Genomic DNA, 22,290 nt, shown 5'->3' with positions numbered 1-22,290 from the left:
ATCAGCTCTCCTCCTCGGAGGGTTTGCCGAGGACGGGCGTCGCGACGGGGGGCGGAACGATCCGGACGACGCGGTCCTTCTTGGCGAAGACCTGCCGGCCGAACTCGCCGCGCGCGCCGAGGACGCTGTCGGGGACCAGGTTCGCGACCTTGCCTTTTTCGGTCTCTGCCTGGATGACGTCGCGATCGTCGAGCATCGCGCCGATGACGCGCTCGTTCTCGTCGAGCTTCATCACGATCGCGCCCTTGCCGGCGCCCGAGAGCACGCCGATCTCCTCGACGGGTACGCCGAGCGCGTAGCCGTTGCTCGCGACGCACACGATGGAGCGGCCGGCGCTCGGGAGCAGCACGGCGAGGATGTCGTCGCCCTCGTTGAGCTTCGCGAACTTGCGGCCTGCGCGGGTGCTCGGCTCGCGGTGCTGGCGCAGCGAGAAGCGGAAACCCAACCCTCCGCGCGTGAGCGCGAGCGCGAAGGGCGGCTCGGGCTCGGCCGCGCCCTCGGTCGGCGCGGAGAGCTCCTCGCCGAGCGCGCGCGGATCGAGCGACATCATCGCGACCATCCGCTCGCCGTCCGCCAGCTTGAAGAGCTTCTGGACCGGGTCGCCGTAGCCCGTCGAGGGCGGGATGTCGTGGATGCGGCAGACGTAGCAGGCGCCGAGGTTCGAGAAGAACGCGACGGCCGAGCGCGTCGATCCCGCGACGGCCGCGAGCACGCTGTCGCCCTCGCGCAGGCGCGTCGCGGACGGGTCCTTGAGCTCGCGCACGCGCTTCACCCAACCCTGGGAGCTCAAAACGATGTTCGCGTCCTCCGCGACGATGAAGTCCTCGGCCTGGAACTCCGGCTCGTCGACCGCGCCCATGATCTTCGTGCGGCGGCGATCGCCGTACTTCTCCTTCAGCTGGGCGAGCTCGTCGCGCACGAGGTCCCATCGCCTCGTGTCGCTCTTGAGCAGCGCCTCGAGGCGCTTGGCCTCCGTGCGTTTGTCCGCGAGCTCCTTGCGCACGACCTGGATCTCCAGCCGCGCGAGGCGATAGAGGCGCAGCTCCAGGATCGCGTCCGTCTGTTCCTCCGAGAGCTCGAAGCGCTTGATCAGCTTGCTCGCGGCGTCCGCCTTGCCTTCGCTCTTGCGGATGATCGCGATCACCTCGTCGAGCGCGTCGAAGACGATCTCGAGGCCCTCGAGGACGTGGATGCGCGCCTTGAGCTCGCCGAGATCGAACTCCAGACGCCGCGTCACCGTCGAGTACCGGAACGTGAGGAACTGGTTCAGGATCTCGTCGAGCCCGAGGCGCTTCGGCGCGGACACGTCGGGGTTGTCCGTGGGCACGAGGCAGGTGAGGTTCACCGGCACGTGCACCGCGAGCGGCGTGTGCTTGTAGAGGTACGCCATGACGAGCTGCGGATCCGTCCCGCGCTTCGTCTCCAGCACGATGCGCACGAGGTCCGTCGACTCGTCGCGCACGTCGAGCAGCGGCGGCAGCTTCTTCGAGATGATCACCTCCGCGATCTTCTCGACGATCGCCTTGCGCTCGACGCCGTACGGGATCGACGTGATCACGAGGAACGAGGGCCCGCGCTTCGAGTCGTCCTCTTCGACCTTCCACTCGCCGCGCAGCTTCAGCGAGCCCTGGCCCGTCGTGTAGACCGCCTCGAGCTCCTCCTTCGTCGCGTGGAGCTGGCCGCCCGTCGGGAAGTCCGGGCCCTTGATCTTCTTCAAGAGCCGGCTCACCGGCAGATCGCGCTGGTTCGAGAGCTCGATGCAAGCGTCGAGCACCTCCGCGAGGTTGTGCGGCGGGATGCTCGTCGCCATGCCGACGGCGATGCCCTGCGAGCCGTTCACGAGCAGGTTCGGGAAGCGCGACGGCAGGATGACGGGCTCGCTCTTCGTGCCGTCGTAGTTCGGCCGCCACTCGACCGTGCGCTTGCCGAGCTCGCCGAGCAGCTCCAGCGCGAGCGGCCGCAGCTTCGCTTCGGTGTAACGCATCGCGGCGGGTGCATCGCCGTCGATCGAGCCGAAGTTGCCGTGGCCCGCGACGAGCGGCGCGCGCATCACGAAGTCCTGCGCGAGCCGGACCATCGCGTCGTAGATCGCGGTGTCGCCGTGCGGGTGGTACTTACCCATCACGTCGCCGACCACCGCCGCGCTCTTGCGGAAGCGCCCGTCGGGGGCGAGGTGAAGGTCGTGCAGCATCGCGTAGAGGATGCGGCGCTGCACGGGCTTCAGGCCGTCGCGCACGTCGGGCAGCGCGCGGGACGTGATGACGCTGAGCGCGTAGTTCAGGTACTTGCGCTGCGCCTCTTCCGCGAGCGACGTGTCGGGCACCGGCGGAGGCGGGGGCGGCTCGCTGCCGCCCGGGGTCTTGGGGGCGCGCCGAGGCCTCTTCTGACCACCCTCGCCATCGAGGGGAAACGGGACCTGCTGGGCAGGGGGCACGGGCGTTATCTCCAGGGATGGGGAGGCAAGGCGCGGCCGCCTCGGCTCGCGCGCGCCCCCCAGGAATCGACGGTGTACCCGCGTTCAGTGGGGCCGCAGGCAGGGGATGCCATTACCCACGGAGCGCCGATCGGTCAAGCCACGGCGGCACGGACGGGGCGGGCACGCCGGCCCCGAAAAGCGTTCGTCCAGAGGGATTTCGCGGGCGAATACGCGCCCCGTGCCCACGATCCGGCCCTTCCCCGACGGACGCTCCTCGTCCCGGGCGCCCTACCGTCCACACATGGACATGGAAAACCAACGGCTCCCACCTTGAGACCTCTGGCCCGCTGGGCTACGGGGAGGCGCCCCTTGTACACGACGCCTATCCCACCCAACCGCCTGACGAGCCGGCTCCGGCTCCTGTGGACGAGCGCCCTTCTGGTCGTCTTCACGATCACCGGGCTCTCGCCTCGGGTGGCCTTCGCGCAAGGAGGCCCGCCGGAAGGCGCAGCGCAGCCTCCCGCAGCGAAGGATGCGGCAGGACAAGGCGACGAAGACGAAGCCGACGAAGAGAAAGGCGCGCCCTCGGCGCCGAACGGAAACGGCGCTGCAGCGCCCGGCGCGCGCCCGGAAGAGGCCGCTCAGCCGGTGCCGACGCTCGCGCCGACCGAGGCCGAGCTCGCGCGTGGTCAGTCCGTCGCGCGCGTCGTCATCGCGGGCAATCGTCGCATCTCCGCGGACGACATCCGCGCTTATCTCGGCACCGCGCGCGTGGGCAAACCCTTCACGCCGGAGGGCCTCTCGCGTGACGTGCGCGAGCTCTGGGACTCGGGCTTCTTCGAGGACATCGAGGTCGACCTGACCCGCCGCGACGACGGAGTCCACCTGCGGATCCTCGTGCGCGAACGTCCGAACATCAAGACGATCGAGTTCGACGGCAACCAGAACATCAGCGCGGAAGACCTCACGGAGGCGCTCAGCGTCGAGGTCAAGAGCGGCACGATCCTCAGCTACAACGCGATCCGTCGCGGCATCCAGAAGCTGCGCGACAAGTACGCGGAGGAGGGCTACTTCCTCGCCGAGGTCTCGTACGAGACGGTCCCGCAGCGCGACAACGAGGTGCTGCTCCGCTTCAAGATCAAGGAGCACGAGCGGGTCACGGTCCGGCGCGTCACGTTCATCGGGAACAACAACATTCCCGACGCCGAGCTGCGCGAGGTGATGATCACCGGGCAAGGCAGCTTCTTCGATTTCGGCACGGGCGGCGCGTTCCGACAGGACGCGTTCGAGCGCGACGTGCTCGTCCTCTCGGCGCTCTACTACGACCGCGGCTTCCTCTCGGTGCAGATCGCGACGCCGCGCGTGATGCTCACGCCGGATCGCACCGGCATCGAGGTGACGCTCACCATCAACGAGGGCCCGCGCTACAAGATCCGCCAGCTCCGCATTTACGAGCGCGACGCCGAGGGCAAGGAGATCGAGCCCATCGGCGGCCGCAGGCGCCTGCGCGAGATGGTCCGCGCGAAGAGCGGCGACTGGTTCAACCGCGCCGAGCTCGCCGCGGACCTCGGCCTGATCCAGACGATGTACCGCGATCAGGGCTACGCGAACGTGGAGGCCCCGCCCGCGACCGACCTCGATCCGGAGCGCCAGGAGGTCGACATCATCGTCGCGATCCGGCGCAACCAGCCGATCAAGATCGGACGCATCGAGATCCGCGGCAACACGAAGACGCGCGACAAGGTCATCCGTCGCGAGATGGAGCTGCTCGAGGAGCAGCTCTTCAGCGAGTCGAAGCTCGAGCGCAGCAAGCGACGCATCACGATGCTCGGCTACTTCGAGCGCGTCGACATCTCGACCGAGCAGGGCGACGACGCCGAGCACATCAACATCAACGTCGAGGTGGTGGAGAAGCCGACGGGCACCTTCCAGGTCGGCGCGGGCTTCTCCAGCATCGAGAACTTCATCGCGACGGCGCAGGTCCAGCAGCAGAACCTCTTCGGTCGCGGCCAGTCGCTCTCGCTGCAGGCGCAGATCTCGGGCCTCCGTCAGCTCATCGACGTCCGGTTCTTCGAGCCGTACCTCTTCGACACGCAGTTCTCCGCGGCGATCAGCGCGTACGATCAGCTCCGCGTCTTCAACGACTTCTCGCAGACCTCGCTCGGCGGATCGCTCACGCTCGGCTACCCGATCATCCAGCCCGAGCTCCGCGTGGCGCTCACGTACACGCTCGAGTCGAACGAGATCTCCACGCAGACGACGTCGACGCTCTTCGGCACTGCATCGGCGGTGAACTACTTCCAGAGCATGCCGCTCGCGAACGTCTACAACGACGGCATCATCTCGAGCATCCGGCCGACGATCACCTACGACACCCGCAACAACCAGCTCTTCCCGTCGTCGGGTATCTTCCTCCAGGGCTCGGTCGAGCTCGCCTCGAAGTACTTCGGCAGCGAGCAGCAGTTCGTCCGGTTCCGTAACACCGCGCGCTTCTACTACCCGATCCGCGACTGGCTCGTCTTCAAGGTGAACAGCGAGTTCGGCGCGGTGACGAGCCCCTCGCCCGAGGGCGTGCCGATCTTCGCGCGCTTCTTCCTCGGCGGCATCCTCGACCTGCGCGGCTTCCTCCTGCGCAGCGTTGGCCCGCGCCTGACCCTGACCCGGACGCTCGATCCGAACGGGAGCCCGGTCCCGAACGGGACGCCCATCGGCGGCAACCTGATGTACTACCAGAACGCCGAGCTCGAGTTCACGATCCTGGAGCAGGTCGGCATCCGCGGCGTCCTCTTCACCGACCTCGGCAACGCCTGGAACCTCGAGCGCAACTACTGCGAGGCGAACCCGGCGTCGCCGTTCTCCGCGACGAACCCCTGCTTCACGCCGGATCAGCTCCTCAACGTCCGCACGTCCTGGGGCTTCGGCCTTCGCTGGTTCTCGCCGCTCGGCCCGCTGCGCTTCGAGTACGGCTTCCCGTTCAAGCCGCTCCCCTACGAGCAGGCGAGCCGCTTCGAGTTCACGATCGGCAACTTCTTCTGAGATGCATCGACCGCACCGCGGTCGATGCACCAACGGTCCAGGGCTTGCCCTGGTTCGGGTCCAGGGGCGAACAGCCCCTGGTCGGGCCCGGGGTGAAACCCCGGCGCTACGCTCGGGACGGCCGGCATGGCCTTTCCCGCGCCCTCCGGTTGCCCGTCCGCGTTCCTGTTGGTAGCTCCATGGACGATGCGCCCTAGCCCCGTCCAGTTCGTCCTGCCTCGCCCTGGCAAGGCCATCAGCGGGATGATGATCGCCATCACCGTCCTGTGGGTCGGCCTCGCGCTGAGCATCAACTGGGTGGAGGTCGGCGTGGGTATCGCCCAGTTCATGGCCGGCACGACCGCGGGCGTGCTCCGCGGCCAGGTCTGGCGCCTCTTCACGGCGCCGCTCTTCCACGACACCTCGAGCCCCGGGCCCTTCCTGATGACCCTGCTCGGGCTCTACTTCCTCGCGCCCACGCTCGAATCGCGCTGGGGCGCGCGGCGCATGCTGATCTTCCTCTTCGGCTCGGGCGCCTTCGCGTTCGCCACCCAGGTCGCCGTGGGCGCGCTCGTGCCGAAGCTGAACCAGGCCATGTGGTTCGGCGGGCTCGGGATGATCGAGGCCGTCGCCGTCGCGTGGGCGCTGCAGAACCGCGACGCGCAGGTGCGCATGTTCTTCGTGCTGCCGGTGTCGGCCGGCGCGATGGTCGCGATCATCTTCGTGCTCTCCGTGCTGAACGTGATCGCGCTGAACCGCCACACGTCCGAGGGCCTCGTGACCCCGTTCGGCGGCATGCTGGCCGGCTGGCTCTTCGGCGACCGTTCGCCGCTTCGTCGGTTCTACCTGAAGCTGCGCCTGCGCCAGATTCAGGCGCAGACGGCAGCGCTCCGCGCCGAGGCCACCGTGAAGGCCGAAGCCGCCCGCGCACGCCGCGCCGCGGGGCCGCCGCTGCGCGTGATCGAGGGCGGCTCGAAGACGCCTCCGAAGGACAAGCGGTACCTCAACTAGGGGACGCGGAGCGACCCAGCGTGTGGGCCTAATGCGCCGGGATCGTCGCGCACGTTCGCACGTCGGCGAGCGTCTTCGCGTGGCTGAGGCAGGAGAACTCGCCTGACGCGCGAGGCTTGCCGACGAGGTCGCGCTTGCAGTCGGCGACGAACGACTCCTCCAGCCGTTGCCCTTCGCTCTTCACGACGGCGACGGCCTTCTCCGCCGAAGGGCTCGCCGCCTCGGGAAACTTCGCCTCGGCGGTCCAGAGCACGTGCAGGTGCTCGCCCACGGCCTTGCAGTCGTCCTCGGTCACGTTCCGCGCGCAGCTTGTCGCGAGGCACGCCAGCGCGAAAAAGACGAGGGGCGCTCCCCCTGCGAACGATCGCTTCGGAGCACCCCTCGTATTCATGCCGGGAGTTTAAGCGCGTCGGCTTCGGCCGGACAAGCTCAGCTATCGATGAAGCTCTTGAGCTGCTTCGAGCGGCTCGGGTGGCGGAGCTTGCGCAGCGCCTTGGCTTCGATCTGCCGGATGCGCTCGCGCGTGACCTCGAAGTCCTGGCCGACCTCTTCGAGCGTGTGATCGCTCTTCTCGCCGATGCCGAAGCGCATGCGGAGGACTTTTTCCTCGCGAGGGGTGAGCGTCTTGAGAACCTTCCGGGTCTGCTCCGCGAGGTTCATGTTGATCACCGCCTCGGCGGGCGAGATCACGCTCTTGTCCTCGATGAAGTCGCCGAGATGCGAATCTTCCTCCTCGCCGATCGGGGTCTCGAGCGAGATGGGCTCCTTCGCGATCTTCAGGACCTTGCGGACCTTGTCGAGCGGCAGCTCCATCTTCTCGGCGATCTCCTCGGGGGTCGGCTCGCGGCCGTACTCCTGCACGAGGTAACGCGAGGTGCGGATGAGCTTGTTGATCGTCTCGATCATGTGCACCGGGATGCGGATGGTCCGGGCCTGATCGGCGATCGCGCGCGTGATGGCTTGCCGGATCCACCACGTCGCGTACGTCGAGAACTTGTAGCCGCGCTTGTACTCGAACTTGTCGACGGCCTTCATGAGGCCGATGTTCCCCTCCTGGATCAGGTCGAGGAACTGCAGGCCGCGGTTCGTGTACTTCTTCGCGATCGAGACGACGAGCCGGAGGTTTGCCTCGACGAGCTCGGCCTTCGCGCGCTCGGCCATGCGCTCGCCTTCGCGGATGCTCTCGTAGGTGCCGCGGATGGCCTCGACGTCGATGTTGAGCTCCTCCTCGACCCTCTTGAGCCCCTTCTGCGCGTTCTTCAGGGTGGACTCGAGGTCGAGCAGATCCTCGCGCGAGACGTTCAGCTTCTTCGCGAGCCGCGCCTCGGCGAGCTTGTTGCCCTTCACCTTCGCGAGCTCGCGCCGGAGCTCGGCCTTGCTCATGCCCGTGCGCTTCTCGATCTCGGTCGCGCCGGCCTCGGCCTTCTCCACCTTCGAGATGAGGCCCTTCAACTTCTGCACGATCTTGTCGATCGTCTTCTTGTTGAGGCGCATCTCCTCGAGCGTCGTCACGAGCTCGCCCGTGGTCAGCACGACCTCGGCGTCGAGCTGCTTGCGACGGCCGTCGGTCTTGACCTCCTTGCGCTCCTCGAGCAGGTCGGCCTTCTTCTTGTCGAGGCGCTTGACCTTGTCGATGAGGCGGATGATGCGGCGATCGGCCTCCTCCTCGTCGAACTCCTGATCGTCGCTCTCCGCGTCCTTGATGAGCTCCTTCACGCGGATCTTGTGCTTCCGGAGCTTCTCGCCGAGATCGATGATCTCGCGCACGGCGATCGGCGAGTCGAGGATCGCGGCGTTGACCGACTGCTCGCCCTGCTCGATGCGCTTGGCGATCTCGACCTCGCCCTCGCGCGTGAGGAGCGAGACGCTCCCCATCTTGCGCAGGTACATCCGGACGGGATCGTTCGACTTCGAGTAGTAGTCGACGTCCTCTTCCTCGCGATCCTGCGTGACGACGAGCTTCTTGTCGCTCGCCTCCTCGTCCGCGATGCGCTTCGGCGCGATCTTCACCTGCGTCGCGCCGTCGACGATCTCGATGTCCTCGTCGCCGAGTGCGCCGACGACATCGTCGAGCTGATCGGGAGAGACGTCCGCGGGCAGCGCGTCGTTCACCTCGTCATACGTGAGAAAGCCCTTCGTCTTGCCCGCATCGACGAGCTTCTCGAGCGCCTTGCGCGGATCCGACTTCCCCGCCCCATCCGGTGCCTGCGGCCTCGTCCCGCGGTCCCCCCGAGCGCCTTGTGCGACTCCGCCGCCACTTTTCCCCGCGCCCGATCCGCTTGCCCGACCCGCAGACTGCTTGGCCTTGCTCGCCATCCCATTCGCTCCACCGGGCCCACGTCGGGCCACGTGCTTCAAGGAACCACACCGAGAAAAAAACGTTCGTCACGCTCGCGCGGACTCATGCGCGCGCAAAAAAACCCGTCAGCCGAGCCCCAACTTGGCCTTGGCCTTGCGCACCGCTTCACGAAGCAGCGCTGCCTCGCGCTCCACATCCCCCAGCGGCGCGACTCGTTGGAGCTCGTCCACCGTCGCGGCTTTCTCGCGTGACAAGCTCAAGCGTCTCAACTTCCCTGCGTTCTTTAAGAGCTCTTCTCTCGCCACATCGGCCGTCTCGAAGACGGGCGACGCGAGCCGTCCAGCCGCGAATGCTTGGATCGACGCCGGGATATGCGCAAGAAATTCGTCGGGAATAAGTTGCGTTTCCGCCCCGAGGGACTGACGCAGCGCGCCAGCGGCCAATGCGAGATCCCCATCCAGCACGTCGAGTGCCTCCATCACTTCAGGGTCGTCGAGCAGAACGGGATGGTCGAGAAGTGCACCCAGGATGTGCTCCCCCACGTCTTGGACCTGGGAACGCGAACGTGCCCGGTGACCCGGCACCGTGGTCTCGGCCGCGCGGAGCTCCATGGGTTGTTCTGTGTCGTACCTCGTTGCCTGTTCGAGGAGCTGTTCGACTTGACGCAGATCGGCCGGCGCCGTGCCGCCCACGATGAGTTTCGACGACAGCCGATCGGCGTACGTCTTCAGCATGAGGCGCTTCACGGGGTCCTTTTGTTCCCCGAGTAAGTTTGCCACCGCACGCATGCGCGCGAGTTTGCCGTCGGTCGTGGCGTCGTTGAACGAGTCGTTCTGGAGCGCGTCCTCGATGAGGTGCTCGTAGAGCTCCTTCGCGCTCTTGAGGACGCTCTTCAGCGCCTCGGGGCCCTTGGTTCGCACGAGCTCGTCGGGATCGAGCTTCGCGGGCAGCGTCGCCGCGCGCCCTTCGAGGCCGCCTTCGTGGACCGGGATGCGTGCGGCCCACGTGGCCTTGCGCCCGGCCGCGTCGCCGTCGAAGAGGATCGTCACGGTGGGCGCGAAGCGCTTGAGGAGCTTCGCCTGCGCCGTCGTGAACGCGGTGCCGAGCGGCGCGATGACGTTGCAGATGCCGCGCGCGTGCAACGAAAGGACATCGAAGTTGCCCTCGACGAGGATCGCCAGGCCGTCCTGGCGGATCGCGTGGCGCGCCTGGTGCAGCCCGAAGAGGTGCTCGCCCTTCGTGTAGATCGGCGACTCGGGGCTGTTCATGTACTTCGCCGGCGACTCGGCCGCGTTCGATGGTTGGAGCCCCAAGCGTCGCATCTCGTCGGGCGTGGGCTCGGGGAGGCTCCGGCCGCTGAACGCGATCACGCGGCCTTGCACGTCGGTCACGGCGAACATGAGGCGGTGCCGGAACCGATCGTAAAACCCCGTGCCCGTGCCACGCGCGACGAGCAGGCCCACCTTCTCGGCGAGGACCGGCGAGACGCCTTGCCGCTTGAGGAAGTTCGCGAGCCCGTCCCAGCCCGGCGGCGCGTAGCCCACGCGAAACGCCTGCAGCGCGTCGGCCACGGGGCCCGTCGCCTCATGCGTGTCGAGCGCGCGCCGCGCGAGCTCGCCGAGCGCGTAGGAGGCGAGGGGATGCGCGCTCGGACCACGCATGCTCTGCTCGAAGAACGTCGCCGCGAGGTGGCTCACGGCGTACAGGTCGTCGCGCGCGCGCCGCGCCGCGTTCGCCTCGCGCCGCTCCGCTTCAGTCGCGGTCTCGATGATCTCCACGCCGCTCCGCTCGGCGAGCGCGCGCACCGCCTCGGCGAAGTTCATGCCCTCGACCTTCATGACGAAGTCGATGGCCGTGCCGCTCTCCTTGCAGCCGAAGCAGTGGAAGATGCCGCGCTCCGGATTCACGTGGAAGCTCGGCGATTTTTCCTTGTGGAAGGGGCAGAGCCCGACGAACGAGCGACCGCGCCGGGTGAGGCGAACGGTCTCGCCGACGAGCGACACGAGATCCGTGCGCTCTTTGACCCGCGCGATCGTATCGGCGTGAATCATCGTCCTACGCGATCAAGATAATGACAAACGCGCCGATCGTCCCGAGTCCTCGTCTCGAGATCGACCGGCGCGCTTGGTGTTCGTGACGCGCCTCCGGACGTGGAGGCTTTTTCAGGCGTCGGGGAAGGCAGAGCCCGGCTTCTTGTGATCCGTGAGGCTCTCGTCGGGGGTCTGGCCCTCGATCATCTCGTCGACGGGCGGCGCTTCGGCGTGATCCACGAGAAAGCGCGTGTCTTCACGCACGAGCGGCAGCGGCGGATCGCCGATGAGCTCGAGCTGCGTGGCGAGCCACTGCTCCTCCTCGATGAGCGTGCGACGCTTCGGATCCGTGAGGTCGCCCTGCCAGTGGTCGAGCTCCGCGTCGACCTCCTTCAGGCGCAGGCGAACCCGGACGACATCGACATCGTCCTTCTGGATGTACTTCTCCGTGAGGAGCAGCGCCTTGTCGCCCACGACCTCGACGAACCCATGCGCGACGGCAAGGCGATGCTCCTTGCCGGCCTCGTGGTACGTGACGAGGCCGGTGCGGAGCGCCGCGAGCAGCGGCAGGTGGCCCGGCATCACGCCGAACTCACCCGCCACGCTCGGCGCGGTCACGTCCGTGACCTCCTTGCGCAGCGCGACGCCCGTGGGCGTCACGATCTCGAGCACGATGGTCTCGGCCATGATCAGGCCCGCTTGCCCTCGGCCCGCGCCTTCACCTCATCGATGCCGCCGGCCATGTAGAAGTCCTGCTCGGCCACGTGATCGAGCTTGCCGTCGATGATCTCCTCGAAGCCCGAGATCGTGTCCTTCAGGCTCACGAGCTTGCCGGAACGACCGGTGAACTGCGCGGCGACGAAGAACGGCTGCGAGAGGAACTGCTGGATCTTGCGCGCGCGCTGCACGACGAGCTTGTCGTCCTCGCTGAGCTCGTCCATGCCGAGAATCGCGATGATGTCCTGCAGGTCCTTGTAGCGCTGCAGGGTCTGCTGCACGCGGCGCGCGACCGTGTAGTGCTTCTGGCCGACGATCTGCGGGTCGAGCATCGTCGAGTTCGAGTCGAGCGGATCGACGGCCGGGTAGATGCCGAGCTCGCTGATCGCGCGCGAGAGAACGGTCGTCGCGTCGAGGTGGGCGAAGGCCGTCGCGGGCGCCGGGTCCGTGAGGTCGTCGGCGGGGACGTAGATCGCCTGCACGCTGGTGACCGAGCCCTTCGTCGTCGACGTGATGCGCTCCTGGAGCGCGCCCATCTCCGTCGCGAGCGTGGGCTGGTAACCGACGGCGCTCGGGATGCGGCCGAGGAGCGCGGACACCTCGGAGCCGGCCTGCGTGAACCGGAAGATGTTGTCGACGAAGAGGAGCACGTCCTGACCCTCTTCATCGCGGAAGTACTCGGCGACCGTGAGCGCCGAGAGCGCGACGCGGGCGCGCGCGCCGGGCGGCTCGTTCATCTGGCCGTAGATCAGCGCGGCCTTCGAGATGACGGGCGCGCCGGACTCGAGCTTCGACTCGCTCATCTCGAGCAGGAGGTCGTTGCCCTCGCGCGTCCGCTCACCGACGCCCGCGAAGACCGACACGCCGCCGTGCGCCTTCGCGACGTTGTTGATGAGCTCCATGATGAGCACGGTCTTGCCGACGCCGGCGCCGCCGAACAGGCCGATCTTGCCGCCCTTGCGGTAGGGCGCGAGCAGGTCGATGACCTTGATGCCCGTCTCGAAGATCTCGACCTTCGTCGACTGATCGACGAACTTCGGCGGATCCTTGTGGATGGGCGCAAACTTGTCCGCGTTCACGGGCCCCGCCTCGTCCACGGGCGCGCCGACGACGTTCAGAATGCGTCCGAGACAAGCCGGGCCGACCGGCATCATGATCGGCTTGCCCGTGTCGCGAACCTCCATGCCCCGCACGAGGCCGTCCGTCGTGTCCATGGCGATCGCGCGCACGGTCGACTCGCCGAGGTGCTGCGCGACCTCGAGCGTGAGGTTGTCGGCCTCGCCCGAGATGCTCGGGTTCGACACCTTGATCGCATTCAAAATCTTCGGAAGCTGGCCCGCCGGAAAGTCGACGTCGACGACGGGGCCGATGACCTGGGTAATCTTTCCAACCGACATGGGGCGGGGCTCCTCCAGCGAATCGCCATGACGCCATGACGACGAACGCGCGCGGCCACTACCACGGCCACCGTGGACTGTCGAGGGGTCCGGAGCGGATGAACAGGGGTTTCTAGCCCTTCATCGCCGCAATTCGGGCGAAATCCTCGACCGCCAGCGTTTCACCACGCAAGTCGAGCGAGATCCCGGCTTCCCCGGCGCGCGCTTCGAGCTCGTCCTTGGACCAACCGTACAGGCCGCGCCAGGCATTTCGCAGCGTCTTGCGCCGCGCGCCGAAAGCCGCACGGACGGCCTCGCGAAACGCCTCGGTCTCCGCGGCCCGCGCTGGCCTGTGCGGCGCGAGGACGACCACCGCGGAGTCGACATCGGGGCGCGGGTAAAACGCGCCGCCGCGCACCGTGAGCAGGCGCTTCACGTCGAAGGCGGCCTGCACGAAGACCGTGAGCGCGCCGTAGGCCTTCGATCCCGGCGGCGCGATGAGCCGCTCGGCGACCTCGGCCTGCACCATGAACACCGCGCGATCGACACGATCGGCGAGCCCGGTCGCCCGCTCGAGGAGCGCACCGGTGATCTGATAAGGCAGGTTGCCCGCGATCACGTGCGGGCGCGGGCCGACGAGCTCGGCCGCCCAGTCGACGGCGAGCGCGTCGGCTTCGATGATGGAGACGCGACCTTCGGCGATCGGCGCTTCGAGCTCGGCCGAGAGGAGCGGGACGAGATCACGGTCGCGCTCGATCGCCACGATCTTCCCGGCGCGTTCGAGCAAGGGGCGCGTGAGCGCGCCGAGGCCGGGGCCGATCTCGAGCACGGTGCCGCCCGGCGGCGTGGTCGCGGCTTCGGCAATCGCGCGGGACGCGGAGACGTCGACCAGGAAGTTCTGGCCGAACCTCTTCTTGGGCGAGAGGCCGCGCGAGCGGAGGCGTTCGGCGATCGACATGGCAGGCTCGTGATCTCGAGGAAGGTTCGTTGGTGTTCCAACCGATGCGCGGATGGGCGAACTTTCGTTCAGGTCGCCTTGGGGTCCGCGGCGTCGGGGCGCTTCGTCGTCGTGGCGCGGATCTTCGTGACGCGCACGCCGAGGCGGCGGAGCACGGCCTCGCTGCGGCTGACGGCGACGCGCGTGCGGACGAGCACGGCCTCGGCGGCGACCCCGGCGGCCTCTTCCCACGCGATCCTTCGCGGTCCTTCGGCGACCTCCTCAGAGGGCGAACCGTCCGCGCGCGTCGGCGGATCCCAGGGCGGGAGCAGGCCCGGATCGAACTGCGGCATCGACCAGGTGACGGACGCCGAGTGGCGCGCGAGGCGGCGCAGGGCGTCCATGACGGGTTTTTCCTGCGCGATCTCGGAGGGCGCGGGCGCGACGACGTGCACGACGCTCGGCTTGGGCTTGCTCTTGACGATCTGCGAGAGGACCTCGGCGAGCATGAAGCCGGACTCGTGGCGCTCGGCCTCCGCGCGGGCAGGGGACTCGATGCCGTAGGCTGCGAGGTAGCGGCGGAGCGTTCGCTCGCGCGGGCTCCGGCCGTCGGGCGGAGGCGGCGCGAAAGGCGCGCGGGGACGAACCGCGTCGGCGCGCGACGCGAGCCTGTCGAGATCGCCGCGGCGCAGATCCGAAAGCCCACGCGCGTCGAGCGGACGGAGGTGCTCGAGGACCCGCACGGCCACGTCGGCCTCGTCGAGATCGCTGCGCGAGGCGTCGTGCGTCCCCGTCGCCGTGACGAGCAGGTGCGCGAGCTTCTGTCCATGCGCCGGTCCCTGGTCGGGCAGGACGAACGCGCGCACGGTGGACGCGTAGATCGCGAGTCCAACGCGATCACCACGCGAGAGGTACCGCGCGCAGATCGACGCGGCCTCGTCGATCGCGAGATCGAGCGGCGCGCGGCCGAGCGGGCCAGCCCAGAGCTCGACCGAGGCGTCGAGCACGACCCAAACGACGTCCCGCTCCTCGCGTTCGAAGTCGCGCACGAGCAGGATCCCGCGACGCGCGCTCGCCTTCCACGCGATGCGCCGGAACGGATCTCCCGGCTGGTGTTCGCGCAGCTCGCGCATATCGCTGCCTTCGCCGCGGGCGCGGCCGGGCCTCCCGCTCGACGCGAGCAGCTTGCTCCGGCCGCCGCGCGGGGAGGGGAGCCACGCCGCGAAGGGGCGCGGCAGGACCTCGACGCCGAAGGGATTGGCGAAGGTGAGAGGGACCTCGAAGAGCCCGGGCGCGCCGTGCACTTCGAGCGCGAGCCCGTGCACGCCGTGTTGCCCCACGCGCGGCGCGTGCACCGAGACTTTCACCTTGAGCCGCCCGGAGGCCATGACCTCACCCGCGGAGGGCTCGATCGTGATCTGGAGCTGCGACGAGGCGATGGGCCGGAGGCGCACGTACCGCGCGGCGAGGGTGTCGCGGTTTCGCACCTCGGCTTCGATCTCGATCGTGCTGCCGCGGCCCGTGCGCACGACGCGGCGTGGCCCGCTCCAGAGCATCTCGAAGCCGGCGGCGCGGATGCGCGAGACGGAGACGAGCGTGACCGCGCGGGCGAGCGCCATCGCGAGCAGCATCGCTCCTCCCCACCCGACGATGGCGGGCTCGCGCGCGACGAGGCCGACGCCCGCGACCGAGATCGCGGCGATGCTGAGGTGCGCCGCCGTGCGCGTGGGAAAGAGCTGCATCGCTAGACCGGCCGCACCGCGCGCCGGTAGGCCACGCGCTGCACGGCGTCCTCCACGACCGCGTCCCGAGCGCGCGCATCGCCCTCGGCCTCGGGCACGAGCACGAGCCGGTGCGAGAGCACCGCCGTCGCGACGCCGCGCACGTCGTCCGGCGTGACGAACGGGCGCCCCGCGATCACGGCCGCGCTCTTCGCTGCCTGCACGAGCCCGAGCGTCGCGCGCGGCGAGGCGCCGAGCAGCACGCGCGCGTGCGAGCGGGTGAACGTCGTCAGGCCGACGGCGTACTCGTAGAGATCGTCCTCCACGTGGATCCGCCGCGCGATGCTCTGGAGCGAGAGCAACTCCTCCACGCTGAGCACCGAGCGCGCGCGTGGCGGCTCGGCGTTGTGCGCGCGGAGCATCGCGACCTCGTCCTTCGCGTTCGGGTAACCGATGGCGACGCGCACGAGGAAGCGATCGATCTGCGCCTCGGGCAGCGGGTACGTGCCTTCGAGATCGATCGGGTTCTGCGTGGCGAGCACCATGAACGGCGCGGGCAGCTCGAACCGGTCGCCCTCGATCGTCACCTGCCGCTCCTGCATCGCCTCGAGCAGCGCGGACTGCGTCTTCGCGGGCGCGCGGTTGATCTCGTCGGCGAGCACCACGTTCGCGAAGATCGGCCCCGGCCGGAGCGAGAACGTGCCCTCCTTCGGCGAGAGCACGTACGTGCCGGTGATGTCCGCAGGCAGGAGATCCGGCGTGAACTGGATGCGGCGTACCGAGGCGCCGAGCGCCGACGCATACGCCTTCACGAGCGTCGTCTTCGCGACGCCGGGCACGCCCTCGAGGAGCACGTGGCCCTGCGCGAGCAGCGCGGTGAGCATGAGATCCACGGTGCGCGAGGGACCGATGTAGACGCGCGTGATCTCCCGGCGGAGCGCGTCCAGCCGCTCTTTGGCGGCGGCGATCTCCTCGATGGCGACGGCCTGGGTCAAGTGGCGCTCTCCTCTGCGGGTGCGGGCGGGCTCGGGGTTCGTGAGGGGTCGCTCGTCGGGCTCGTTCCCGCCGGGCGATTGGAAGTCTTCTCGCCGTTCGCGGCGCCGTGGCCGATCGGCTCGGGGGTGATCGCGCCCGCCTTTTCGAGCACGTCCCTCACGACGGCGGCCGCGTTCCGGAGCGCCGCGCGGGGCACGCGGACCGGCTTGCCCGCGACGACGGAGGCTTCGGCTTTTTGCATCACGGCGAGGACCTCTTTCAAGGCCGAGCGGCCACGCTCGTCAAGGCCTCCCGCGCGCTCGGCCGCAGAAATCACGGCGTCCGCCGATGGATCGAGGGGCGTGTTGAGCTTGTGCGAGAGCGCCTCGACGAGCGCGCTCTTGAGCTCGAGCAAGAGGAGCCCCGGCGGCGAGGACGGGGCCGAGAGCAACGCGAAGCGGCCGGCCACGCCTCCCTGCGCGACGAGCGGCACGGGCCGCGCGAAGCGAGGTTGCGGGCTCTTGTACGGTCGCCCTGCCGCGCGCGCCACCCACGCGGCCACGCCGAGCACCGCGAGCAGCGCGAGCAGCCAGTGCGCCCACGTCGGCAGTCCGTTTTGACGCGCCTCCGCGAGCGCGTCGCCGATCGAGCGGAGTTGGCCCTCGATGTCCTTGCGCAGCGTCGACTTGCCGCCGAACGAGCCCTCCTCGGAGAAGCGGTTGGCGACGATGAAGAGCCGGCCGCCTTGCCGTTCGCCGCCGTCCTCGTCGACGAGGTAGTGCGCGAGCCCCACGGCGAACGAGCGGTTGCCGGGGTAGCGCAGCATCTGGTTCATGAGGCCCGAGGGATCGCTCAGCGCGAAGAGCCGACCCCTGCCGACCTGGCCCGCGACCGCGACGATCGTCGGGGGCTCGCCGACGGCGCGCACCTCGAGCACGGGCGAGAGGTTCGGGTGGCGGAGCCCCGTCGCGTGGTTCGTGACGAACTGCTGCACGCTCGCGACCACCGGATGCGGGCCCGTGAGTTGCCCCTTGTCACCGGTGAGCACGGGCTCGGCGATCGCGAGCTGGGGGTTGTTGCGCAGCGCCGCCACGGGGCGCGAGGGCAGCGAGGTCCGCTCGATGTGGAAGCGCCGCAGCGTCTCCTCGCCTCTGCCGTAGTCGTCCACGATCGCCAGGCGTCCGCCGGCCTTCATGAAGGCCGCCGTTTCTTCGGGATCCATGCTCTGGAGCGGGTGCAAGACGAGCACACCGTCGTTCGGCGTGATCTCGTTCCAGTCGAGCACGGCGACGGCCTTGACGCGCCTGTCGCCGAGCTCGTTCACCGCGAGCCCGTAGAGCTCCGAGCAGCCTTCCCACGTCGTGTCCGCGACGTCGAACGCGGCGGCGCGTGCGTCCACGGACGCGAGGCCGATGCCGAGCGCTGCGCAGATCACAAGGGAACGGCGCGCCTGCTTCGCCGCGCCCCGCGTACGCGTTCGGGGCTCCGGCGACGAGGACGAAGCTCGAGAGGCGCGCGCTGCATGGCGCTCTAGCTCCGGCGATCCCACGCCATCCTGCGTCATAGAGGCGGCGAGCATATCACCGTCGTCCCGGGCGATAAGCTTGACCCCGTTACTCTCATTGCTAGATTCGACTCGTGAACGGGCCCATTCTTGCTAGGCACGTTCATCCGAGCGACGCTACACGCGGTGCGGAGGAGTCCGGATGCTACCTCCTTTCATCATCGAACAAATCCGACAACGGGAAGAGAGGGAGCGCCGGCAGCGTGAGGAAAACCGACCGCGCCTGGAGCTTCCTCTCGAGCGGTACCCGGCTCCGCGTCGGCCCGGAGGCGGACCGAAGGAGCCTCATGAGGATGAAGACGACCCGAATCGCGGCGTGATCATCCTCGAGATCGGCTGATCTCCCGTCTGTCCTCTCGAAAACGCCGCACGTACCCGCGCGGCGCTTCTTCCCTCGTTTTTACCCAAACCCCATGTTTTTCGCGGCCGCGGGGTGCGTCCGGGCCGCAAGCTGGCAGGAACCTCCATCGGTGAGGAGCGGACGGGACGAATTTGCGTCTTGTCGGCCTTGACCGGTGGGGGGGTTCTGCCTACCCTTCGCCCCCCGTTCCCCTGGCGTGGTGCGTCGGGGGATCGCGAATGCGCGCGGGGCATGCCCGCACCCGGCAAGCGCCGGATCTCCAAGAAGACCGAGGTTCACCGATGGCCGTTCATATCCGCCTCGCCCGGGCGGGCACGAAGAAGACCCCGTTCTACCGTATCGTCGTCGCCGACCAGCGTTCTCCGCGCGGAGGCCGGTTCATCGAACGTTTGGGCACGTACGACCCGCGTCGCAACGAGATCCGCCTGGACACGGCCCGCGTGAAGCACTGGCGCGACGTGGGGGCGCAGCCCTCGCACACGGTCGAGCTCCTGCTGAAGCGCCCGGACGTCGTCGCGGCGACGGTGGCGAAGTAACGAGGCATGGCGCCGTCTCCTGCGTCCTCCACCATGCTGCTGGATCTCGTCGCGCTCATCGCGCGGTCGCTCGTGGATCATCCCGAGAAGGTGACCGTCCGCGAGGTCACGGGAGACAGGTTCCCGCGCATCGAGCTCAGCGTCGCGCGCGAGGACATCGGCAAAGTGATCGGCAAGGATGGCCGCACCGCGCAGTCGATCCGCGCGCTCCTCAACGCGGCCGCTAGCAAGGCGGGCCTCCGGGCCCACCTCGACATCCTGGATTGATCCCGCGTAAGCGCGCCACGAACGAGGCCGAAGCCCCGCGACGGTTCGTCGCCGTCGCGGAGATCGCGCGTGCCCACGGGATCCAGGGCGAGGTCCGCCTCAAGCTCTATCACGAGGGCTCCGACCTGCTCGGGCAGCGGCCGACGCTCAAGCTCCGTCTCCCCGACGGCGCGGAGCGCGCGGCCGACATCACGTCGATCCGGAGCGCGAACAAGGCCGTGCTCGCGCGGCTTTCGGGCGTCGCGGATCGGGATGCCGCCGACGCGTTGCGCGGGGCGATCCTGCTCGTCCCGCGCGACGAGTTCCCGCCGCTCGACGAGGGCGAGTTTTACGCGTGCGACGTCGAAGGCGCGCGCGCAGAGCTCGGCTCCGGCGAGGTCATCGGTCGTGTCCTCACGCTGGCCTCGTACCCGAGCTGCGAGGTGCTCGTCGTCGAGCGCGCGGACGGCAGCAAGATCGAGGTCCCGCTGCTCGACGACTTCGTCGAATCCGTGGACGCCGATGCCGGGGTCGTCCGGCTCGTCACGATCGACGGCCTCACCTGACGAGGCGCGCACATGCGTGTCGACATCGTCACCCTCTTCCCCGAGATGTTCGGGCCATTCCTCTCGACGGGGATGGTCGGCCGCGCGGCGCGCGCAGGCGCGCTCGACGTGCGTTGCGCGAACCTGCGCGAGCACGGGCTCGGCCGCCATCGCAGCGTCGACGACACGCCGTACGGCGGCGGCTCGGGCATGGTGATCCGCGTCGATGTCGTCGTGGAGTGCATCGAGGCCCTCGAGCAGAAGGCGCGCGAGGGGCGCGAGGACGTGGACACCACGCGCTCGCATCGCGTGCTGCTCTCGCCCCAAGGGAGCGTGCTCGATCAACGCAAGGTCGAGGCGCTCGCTGCGCTTCCGTGGATCACGCTCGTGTGTGGTCGTTACGAGGGCTTCGACGATCGGGTGCACGCGTTCGTCGACGAGGAGATCTCGCTCGGCGATTTCGTGCTCGCGGGCGGCGAGGTGGCGGCGATGGCGATCGTCGACGCTTGCTCGCGGCTCTTGCCTGGCGTGCTCGGCAGCGCGGACTCGGCGATGCACGAGTCGCACAGCGCCACGATGGACGGGCTGCTCGAGTACCCCCACTACACGCGGCCCGAGGAGTTTCGCGGGATGAAGGTGCCCGAGGTGTTGAAAGGCGGTAACCACGCGGCGATCGCGGCCTTCCGGCGCGAGCAGGCCGAGGCGCGCACGGCGGCGCGCAGGCCCGATCTCCTGGAGCGGGCGAAGCGCCTGCGCGCCGAGCGGAGTTCGTCGTGACGAAGGTCGCGCTCGCTCTGGTTCATCACCCCGTGCTCGATCGCGGCGGGGAGATCGTGACGACCGCGATCACGAACCTGGATCTGCACGACATGGCCCGGAGCGCGCGCACGTTCGGCGTGCTCGAGCTCTACGTCGTGCACCCGGTCGCGGCGCAGCGGCTCCTCGCCGAGCGCATCCGCGATCACTGGGTGAATGGTTCAGGGAGAAAGCGCATCCCGGATCGCGCAGATGCGCTCGACGTCCTGCGGATCGTGCCGAGCTTGGAAGACGTGTACACCTCGCTCGCGCCGGGCGTGGGGCGCGCGGGGATCGAGCTCTGGACGACGGCGGCCTCGGCGAAGCGTGGGCCCGTGACGAGCTATCCCGACGCGCGCGCGCGCGTCTCGCAAGCGGACAAACCCGTGCTGATCACGTTCGGGACGGGGTGGGGCCTCGCGGGTGAGCTCGTCGCGTCGGCCGACGTTCGCCTCGCGCCGATCCACGCGGCGAAGGACACGGGCTACAATCACCTGAGCGTGCGCGCGGCGTGCGCGATCGTGCTCGATCGGCTGTTCGGGTAGCTCGATCGCGTCGCGTGCGGCGCGCGGGGAGGCGGGGCGGATGTCCGCGAGCGACGTCGATCAGCGAGTCCGAGAGCGGGCGTTCGAGCTCGGCTTCGACGTGGTCGGCGTGGCGCGCGCCGATGAGCCGCTCGACGTCGAGCACGATCGCTACCGCGCGTTCATCGATGCCGGAATGCACGGCACGATGCGCTACCTCGAAGAGCACGTCGAGGAGCGACGGAGGCTCGACACGGATGCGATCCTCCCGGGCGCGCGGAGCGTCGTGTGTGTCGGTCGCCGTTATGCCCGCTCGGCCGAGGCCGAGGCGCACGATCCCGATGTCGCGCGTGGGATCGCCCGCTACGCGCGCGGGCAGGACTATCACCTGTTCCTTCGCAAGAAGCTGCGCCGGCTCGCCGAGTTCATCCGCGGGCTCGGGCCTGGCATCGACGCGCGCCCGCTCTGCGACATCGAGCCGGTGATGGAGCGCGCGTGGGCCGCGCGCGCAGGGATCGGGTTCGTTGGGAAAAACGGGCTCGTGATCGTCCCGGGGCAGGGGAGCTTCGTCATGCTCGGCGAGGTCGTCACGACGCTCGTGCTCACGCCGGGCGTGCCGATGCACGAGCGCTGCGGAGCGTGCACACGTTGCCTCGACGCATGCCCGACGGGCGCGTTTCCGAAGCCGTTCGTGCTCGATGCGCGCCGGTGCATCTCGTACCTCACGATCGAGCAATACGAGGCGCCGCCGGAGGAGCTCCGCGCGAGGATCGGCGAGCACCTCTTCGGTTGCGACGTGTGCCAGGAGGTTTGTCCCTACAACCGGACGGCGCCGCCGCCCGAGACGCGCACGCAGCAGTTCCATCCGCTGCCGCGCTGGTCCGAGATGCGGCTCTCGGATCTCGCGTCGATCGAGGAGGAAGCGTTCCCCGAAACGATCCAGGGGACGCCGCTCCGGCGGGCGCGTCGCGGAGGGCTCGCGCGGAACGCGGCGATCGTCGCGGCGAACAGGCTCGCGCGGGATCCCGAGGGGCCGAGCGCCGTGGACGACCAGAGGACCTTGGAGCGGGCCGCGGCGCACGACGACCGAGCGGCGCGCGAGGTCGGGGTGTGGGGACTTTTGCGGATTGGGAAGGCTCTCCCGGAGCCTGGATCCAGCGGTCACGATGAGGGCGTCGTCGATCCGGACGCGCCGCCCTTTGCGCCGCGCCGCTGAGCCGCT

18 protein-coding genes are annotated in these 22,290 nt (G+C 68.9%); 8 read left to right on the top strand and 10 right to left on the bottom strand.

Going from position 1 to position 22,290, the window contains the following annotated elements:
- Nucleotide 1: 1 nt before the first annotated feature.
- Nucleotides 2–2,434 carry a DNA topoisomerase (ATP-hydrolyzing) gene (locus QHF83_RS11915; RefSeq protein ID WP_282417909.1) on the bottom strand — a complete coding sequence of 811 codons (2,433 nt, stop codon included), beginning with the start codon at nucleotides 2,432–2,434 and terminating at the stop codon, nucleotides 2–4.
- A gap of 351 nt (nucleotides 2,435–2,785) precedes the next feature.
- Here QHF83_RS11915 and bamA point away from each other — a divergent pair, with 351 nt between their 5' ends.
- Nucleotides 2,786–5,452, top strand: a complete 2,667-nt coding sequence (gene bamA, locus QHF83_RS11910) for an outer membrane protein assembly factor BamA (RefSeq protein WP_282417908.1) — start codon at nucleotides 2,786–2,788, stop codon at nucleotides 5,450–5,452.
- A 186-nt stretch (nucleotides 5,453–5,638) separates the two neighbouring features.
- Nucleotides 5,639–6,442: a rhomboid family intramembrane serine protease gene (locus QHF83_RS11905; RefSeq protein ID WP_282417907.1), complete on the top strand. Its 804-nt coding sequence runs from the start codon at nucleotides 5,639–5,641 to the stop codon at nucleotides 6,440–6,442.
- 28 nt (nucleotides 6,443–6,470) lie between these two features.
- On the opposite strand, the gene QHF83_RS11900 is transcribed toward QHF83_RS11905, so the two are convergent.
- From QHF83_RS11900 to QHF83_RS11860, 9 genes are all read right to left on the bottom strand, one after another.
- Nucleotides 6,471–6,833 carry a hypothetical protein gene (locus QHF83_RS11900; protein ID WP_282417906.1) on the bottom strand — a complete coding sequence of 121 codons (363 nt, stop codon included), beginning with the start codon at nucleotides 6,831–6,833 and terminating at the stop codon, nucleotides 6,471–6,473.
- 38 nt (nucleotides 6,834–6,871) lie between these two features.
- Nucleotides 6,872–8,758 carry an RNA polymerase sigma factor RpoD gene (gene rpoD / locus QHF83_RS11895; protein WP_272423502.1) on the bottom strand — a complete coding sequence of 629 codons (1,887 nt, stop codon included), beginning with the start codon at nucleotides 8,756–8,758 and terminating at the stop codon, nucleotides 6,872–6,874.
- Nucleotides 8,759–8,866: 108 nt separating this feature from the next.
- Nucleotides 8,867–10,792 carry a DNA primase gene (dnaG, locus tag QHF83_RS11890; RefSeq protein WP_282417905.1) on the bottom strand — a complete coding sequence of 642 codons (1,926 nt, stop codon included), beginning with the start codon at nucleotides 10,790–10,792 and terminating at the stop codon, nucleotides 8,867–8,869.
- Between the two features lie 111 nt (nucleotides 10,793–10,903).
- A complete protein-coding gene (gene atpC, locus QHF83_RS11885) occupies nucleotides 10,904–11,458 on the bottom strand; it encodes an ATP synthase F1 subunit epsilon (RefSeq protein ID WP_282417904.1) in 555 nt (184 codons plus the stop codon).
- A gap of 2 nt (nucleotides 11,459–11,460) precedes the next feature.
- Nucleotides 11,461–12,885, bottom strand: a complete 1,425-nt coding sequence (gene atpD / locus QHF83_RS11880; RefSeq protein ID WP_282417903.1) for a F0F1 ATP synthase subunit beta — start codon at nucleotides 12,883–12,885, stop codon at nucleotides 11,461–11,463.
- A 112-nt stretch (nucleotides 12,886–12,997) separates the two neighbouring features.
- Nucleotides 12,998–13,822, bottom strand: a complete 825-nt coding sequence (rsmA, locus tag QHF83_RS11875) for a 16S rRNA (adenine(1518)-N(6)/adenine(1519)-N(6))-dimethyltransferase RsmA (RefSeq protein WP_282417902.1) — start codon at nucleotides 13,820–13,822, stop codon at nucleotides 12,998–13,000.
- 68 nt (nucleotides 13,823–13,890) lie between these two features.
- The gene (locus QHF83_RS11870) at nucleotides 13,891–15,543 is read right to left on the bottom strand and encodes a DUF58 domain-containing protein (protein ID WP_282417901.1); all 1,653 of its coding nucleotides are present in this window, start codon (nucleotides 15,541–15,543) and stop codon (nucleotides 13,891–13,893) included.
- A 2-nt stretch (nucleotides 15,544–15,545) separates the two neighbouring features.
- Nucleotides 15,546–16,517 carry a MoxR family ATPase gene (locus QHF83_RS11865; RefSeq protein WP_281311900.1) on the bottom strand — a complete coding sequence of 324 codons (972 nt, stop codon included), beginning with the start codon at nucleotides 16,515–16,517 and terminating at the stop codon, nucleotides 15,546–15,548.
- A complete protein-coding gene (locus tag QHF83_RS11860; RefSeq protein WP_282417900.1) occupies nucleotides 16,514–17,896 on the bottom strand; it encodes a DUF4350 domain-containing protein in 1,383 nt (460 codons plus the stop codon). Before QHF83_RS11860 ends, QHF83_RS11865 begins: the two co-directional genes overlap by 4 nt.
- A gap of 807 nt (nucleotides 17,897–18,703) precedes the next feature.
- Here QHF83_RS11860 and rpsP point away from each other — a divergent pair.
- The 6 genes from rpsP to queG are packed head-to-tail and all read left to right on the top strand — an operon-like array spanning nucleotide 18,704 to nucleotide 22,284.
- The gene (rpsP, locus tag QHF83_RS11855; protein WP_272423510.1) at nucleotides 18,704–18,958 is read left to right on the top strand and encodes a 30S ribosomal protein S16; all 255 of its coding nucleotides are present in this window, start codon (nucleotides 18,704–18,706) and stop codon (nucleotides 18,956–18,958) included.
- A 33-nt stretch (nucleotides 18,959–18,991) separates the two neighbouring features.
- The gene (locus QHF83_RS11850; RefSeq protein ID WP_136930783.1) at nucleotides 18,992–19,225 is read left to right on the top strand and encodes a KH domain-containing protein; all 234 of its coding nucleotides are present in this window, start codon (nucleotides 18,992–18,994) and stop codon (nucleotides 19,223–19,225) included.
- Entirely contained in the window at nucleotides 19,222–19,770 is a 549-nt protein-coding gene (rimM, locus tag QHF83_RS11845) for a ribosome maturation factor RimM (protein ID WP_282417899.1), read from the top strand. The genes QHF83_RS11850 and rimM overlap by 4 nt, the downstream gene beginning before the upstream one ends.
- Before the next feature lie 12 nt (nucleotides 19,771–19,782).
- Nucleotides 19,783–20,526, top strand: a complete 744-nt coding sequence (gene trmD, locus QHF83_RS11840; protein ID WP_282417898.1) for a tRNA (guanosine(37)-N1)-methyltransferase TrmD — start codon at nucleotides 19,783–19,785, stop codon at nucleotides 20,524–20,526.
- Nucleotides 20,523–21,089, top strand: coding sequence for an RNA methyltransferase (locus tag QHF83_RS11835; protein WP_282417897.1), 567 nt, complete (start codon nucleotides 20,523–20,525; stop codon nucleotides 21,087–21,089). Before trmD ends, QHF83_RS11835 begins: the two co-directional genes overlap by 4 nt.
- 40 nt (nucleotides 21,090–21,129) lie before the next feature.
- Entirely contained in the window at nucleotides 21,130–22,284 is a 1,155-nt protein-coding gene (gene queG / locus QHF83_RS11830) for a tRNA epoxyqueuosine(34) reductase QueG (protein WP_282417896.1), read from the top strand.
- The last annotated feature ends 6 nt before the right edge of the window (nucleotides 22,285–22,290 follow it).

The organism is Polyangium sp. 15x6 (assembly GCF_029960785.1).
GTDB lineage: Bacteria > Myxococcota_A > Polyangia > Polyangiales > Polyangiaceae > Polyangium.
Note: the sequence above shows the minus strand (reverse complement) of the source record. Positions and strands in the feature narration are given on the sequence as shown.

Bases quoted from the DNA above. Each gene is read 5' to 3' on its own strand.
- QHF83_RS11905 (WP_282417907.1), top strand. From the start codon at position 5,639: ATGCGCCCTAGCCCCGTCCAGTTCGTCCTGCCTCGCCCTGGCAAGGCC.
- QHF83_RS11900 (WP_282417906.1), bottom strand. From the start codon at position 6,833: ATGAATACGAGGGGTGCTCCGAAGCGATCGTTCGCAGGGGGAGCGCCC.
- rpoD (WP_272423502.1), bottom strand. From the start codon at position 8,758: ATGGCGAGCAAGGCCAAGCAGTCTGCGGGTCGGGCAAGCGGATCGGGC.
- dnaG (WP_282417905.1), bottom strand. From the start codon at position 10,792: ATGATTCACGCCGATACGATCGCGCGGGTCAAAGAGCGCACGGATCTC.
- atpC (WP_282417904.1), bottom strand. From the start codon at position 11,458: ATGGCCGAGACCATCGTGCTCGAGATCGTGACGCCCACGGGCGTCGCG.
- atpD (WP_282417903.1), bottom strand. From the start codon at position 12,885: ATGTCGGTTGGAAAGATTACCCAGGTCATCGGCCCCGTCGTCGACGTC.
- rsmA (WP_282417902.1), bottom strand. From the start codon at position 13,822: ATGTCGATCGCCGAACGCCTCCGCTCGCGCGGCCTCTCGCCCAAGAAG.
- QHF83_RS11870 (WP_282417901.1), bottom strand. From the start codon at position 15,543: ATGCAGCTCTTTCCCACGCGCACGGCGGCGCACCTCAGCATCGCCGCG.
- rpsP (WP_272423510.1), top strand. From the start codon at position 18,704: ATGGCCGTTCATATCCGCCTCGCCCGGGCGGGCACGAAGAAGACCCCG.
- QHF83_RS11850 (WP_136930783.1), top strand. From the start codon at position 18,992: ATGCTGCTGGATCTCGTCGCGCTCATCGCGCGGTCGCTCGTGGATCAT.
- trmD (WP_282417898.1), top strand. From the start codon at position 19,783: ATGCGTGTCGACATCGTCACCCTCTTCCCCGAGATGTTCGGGCCATTC.
- queG (WP_282417896.1), top strand. From the start codon at position 21,130: ATGTCCGCGAGCGACGTCGATCAGCGAGTCCGAGAGCGGGCGTTCGAG.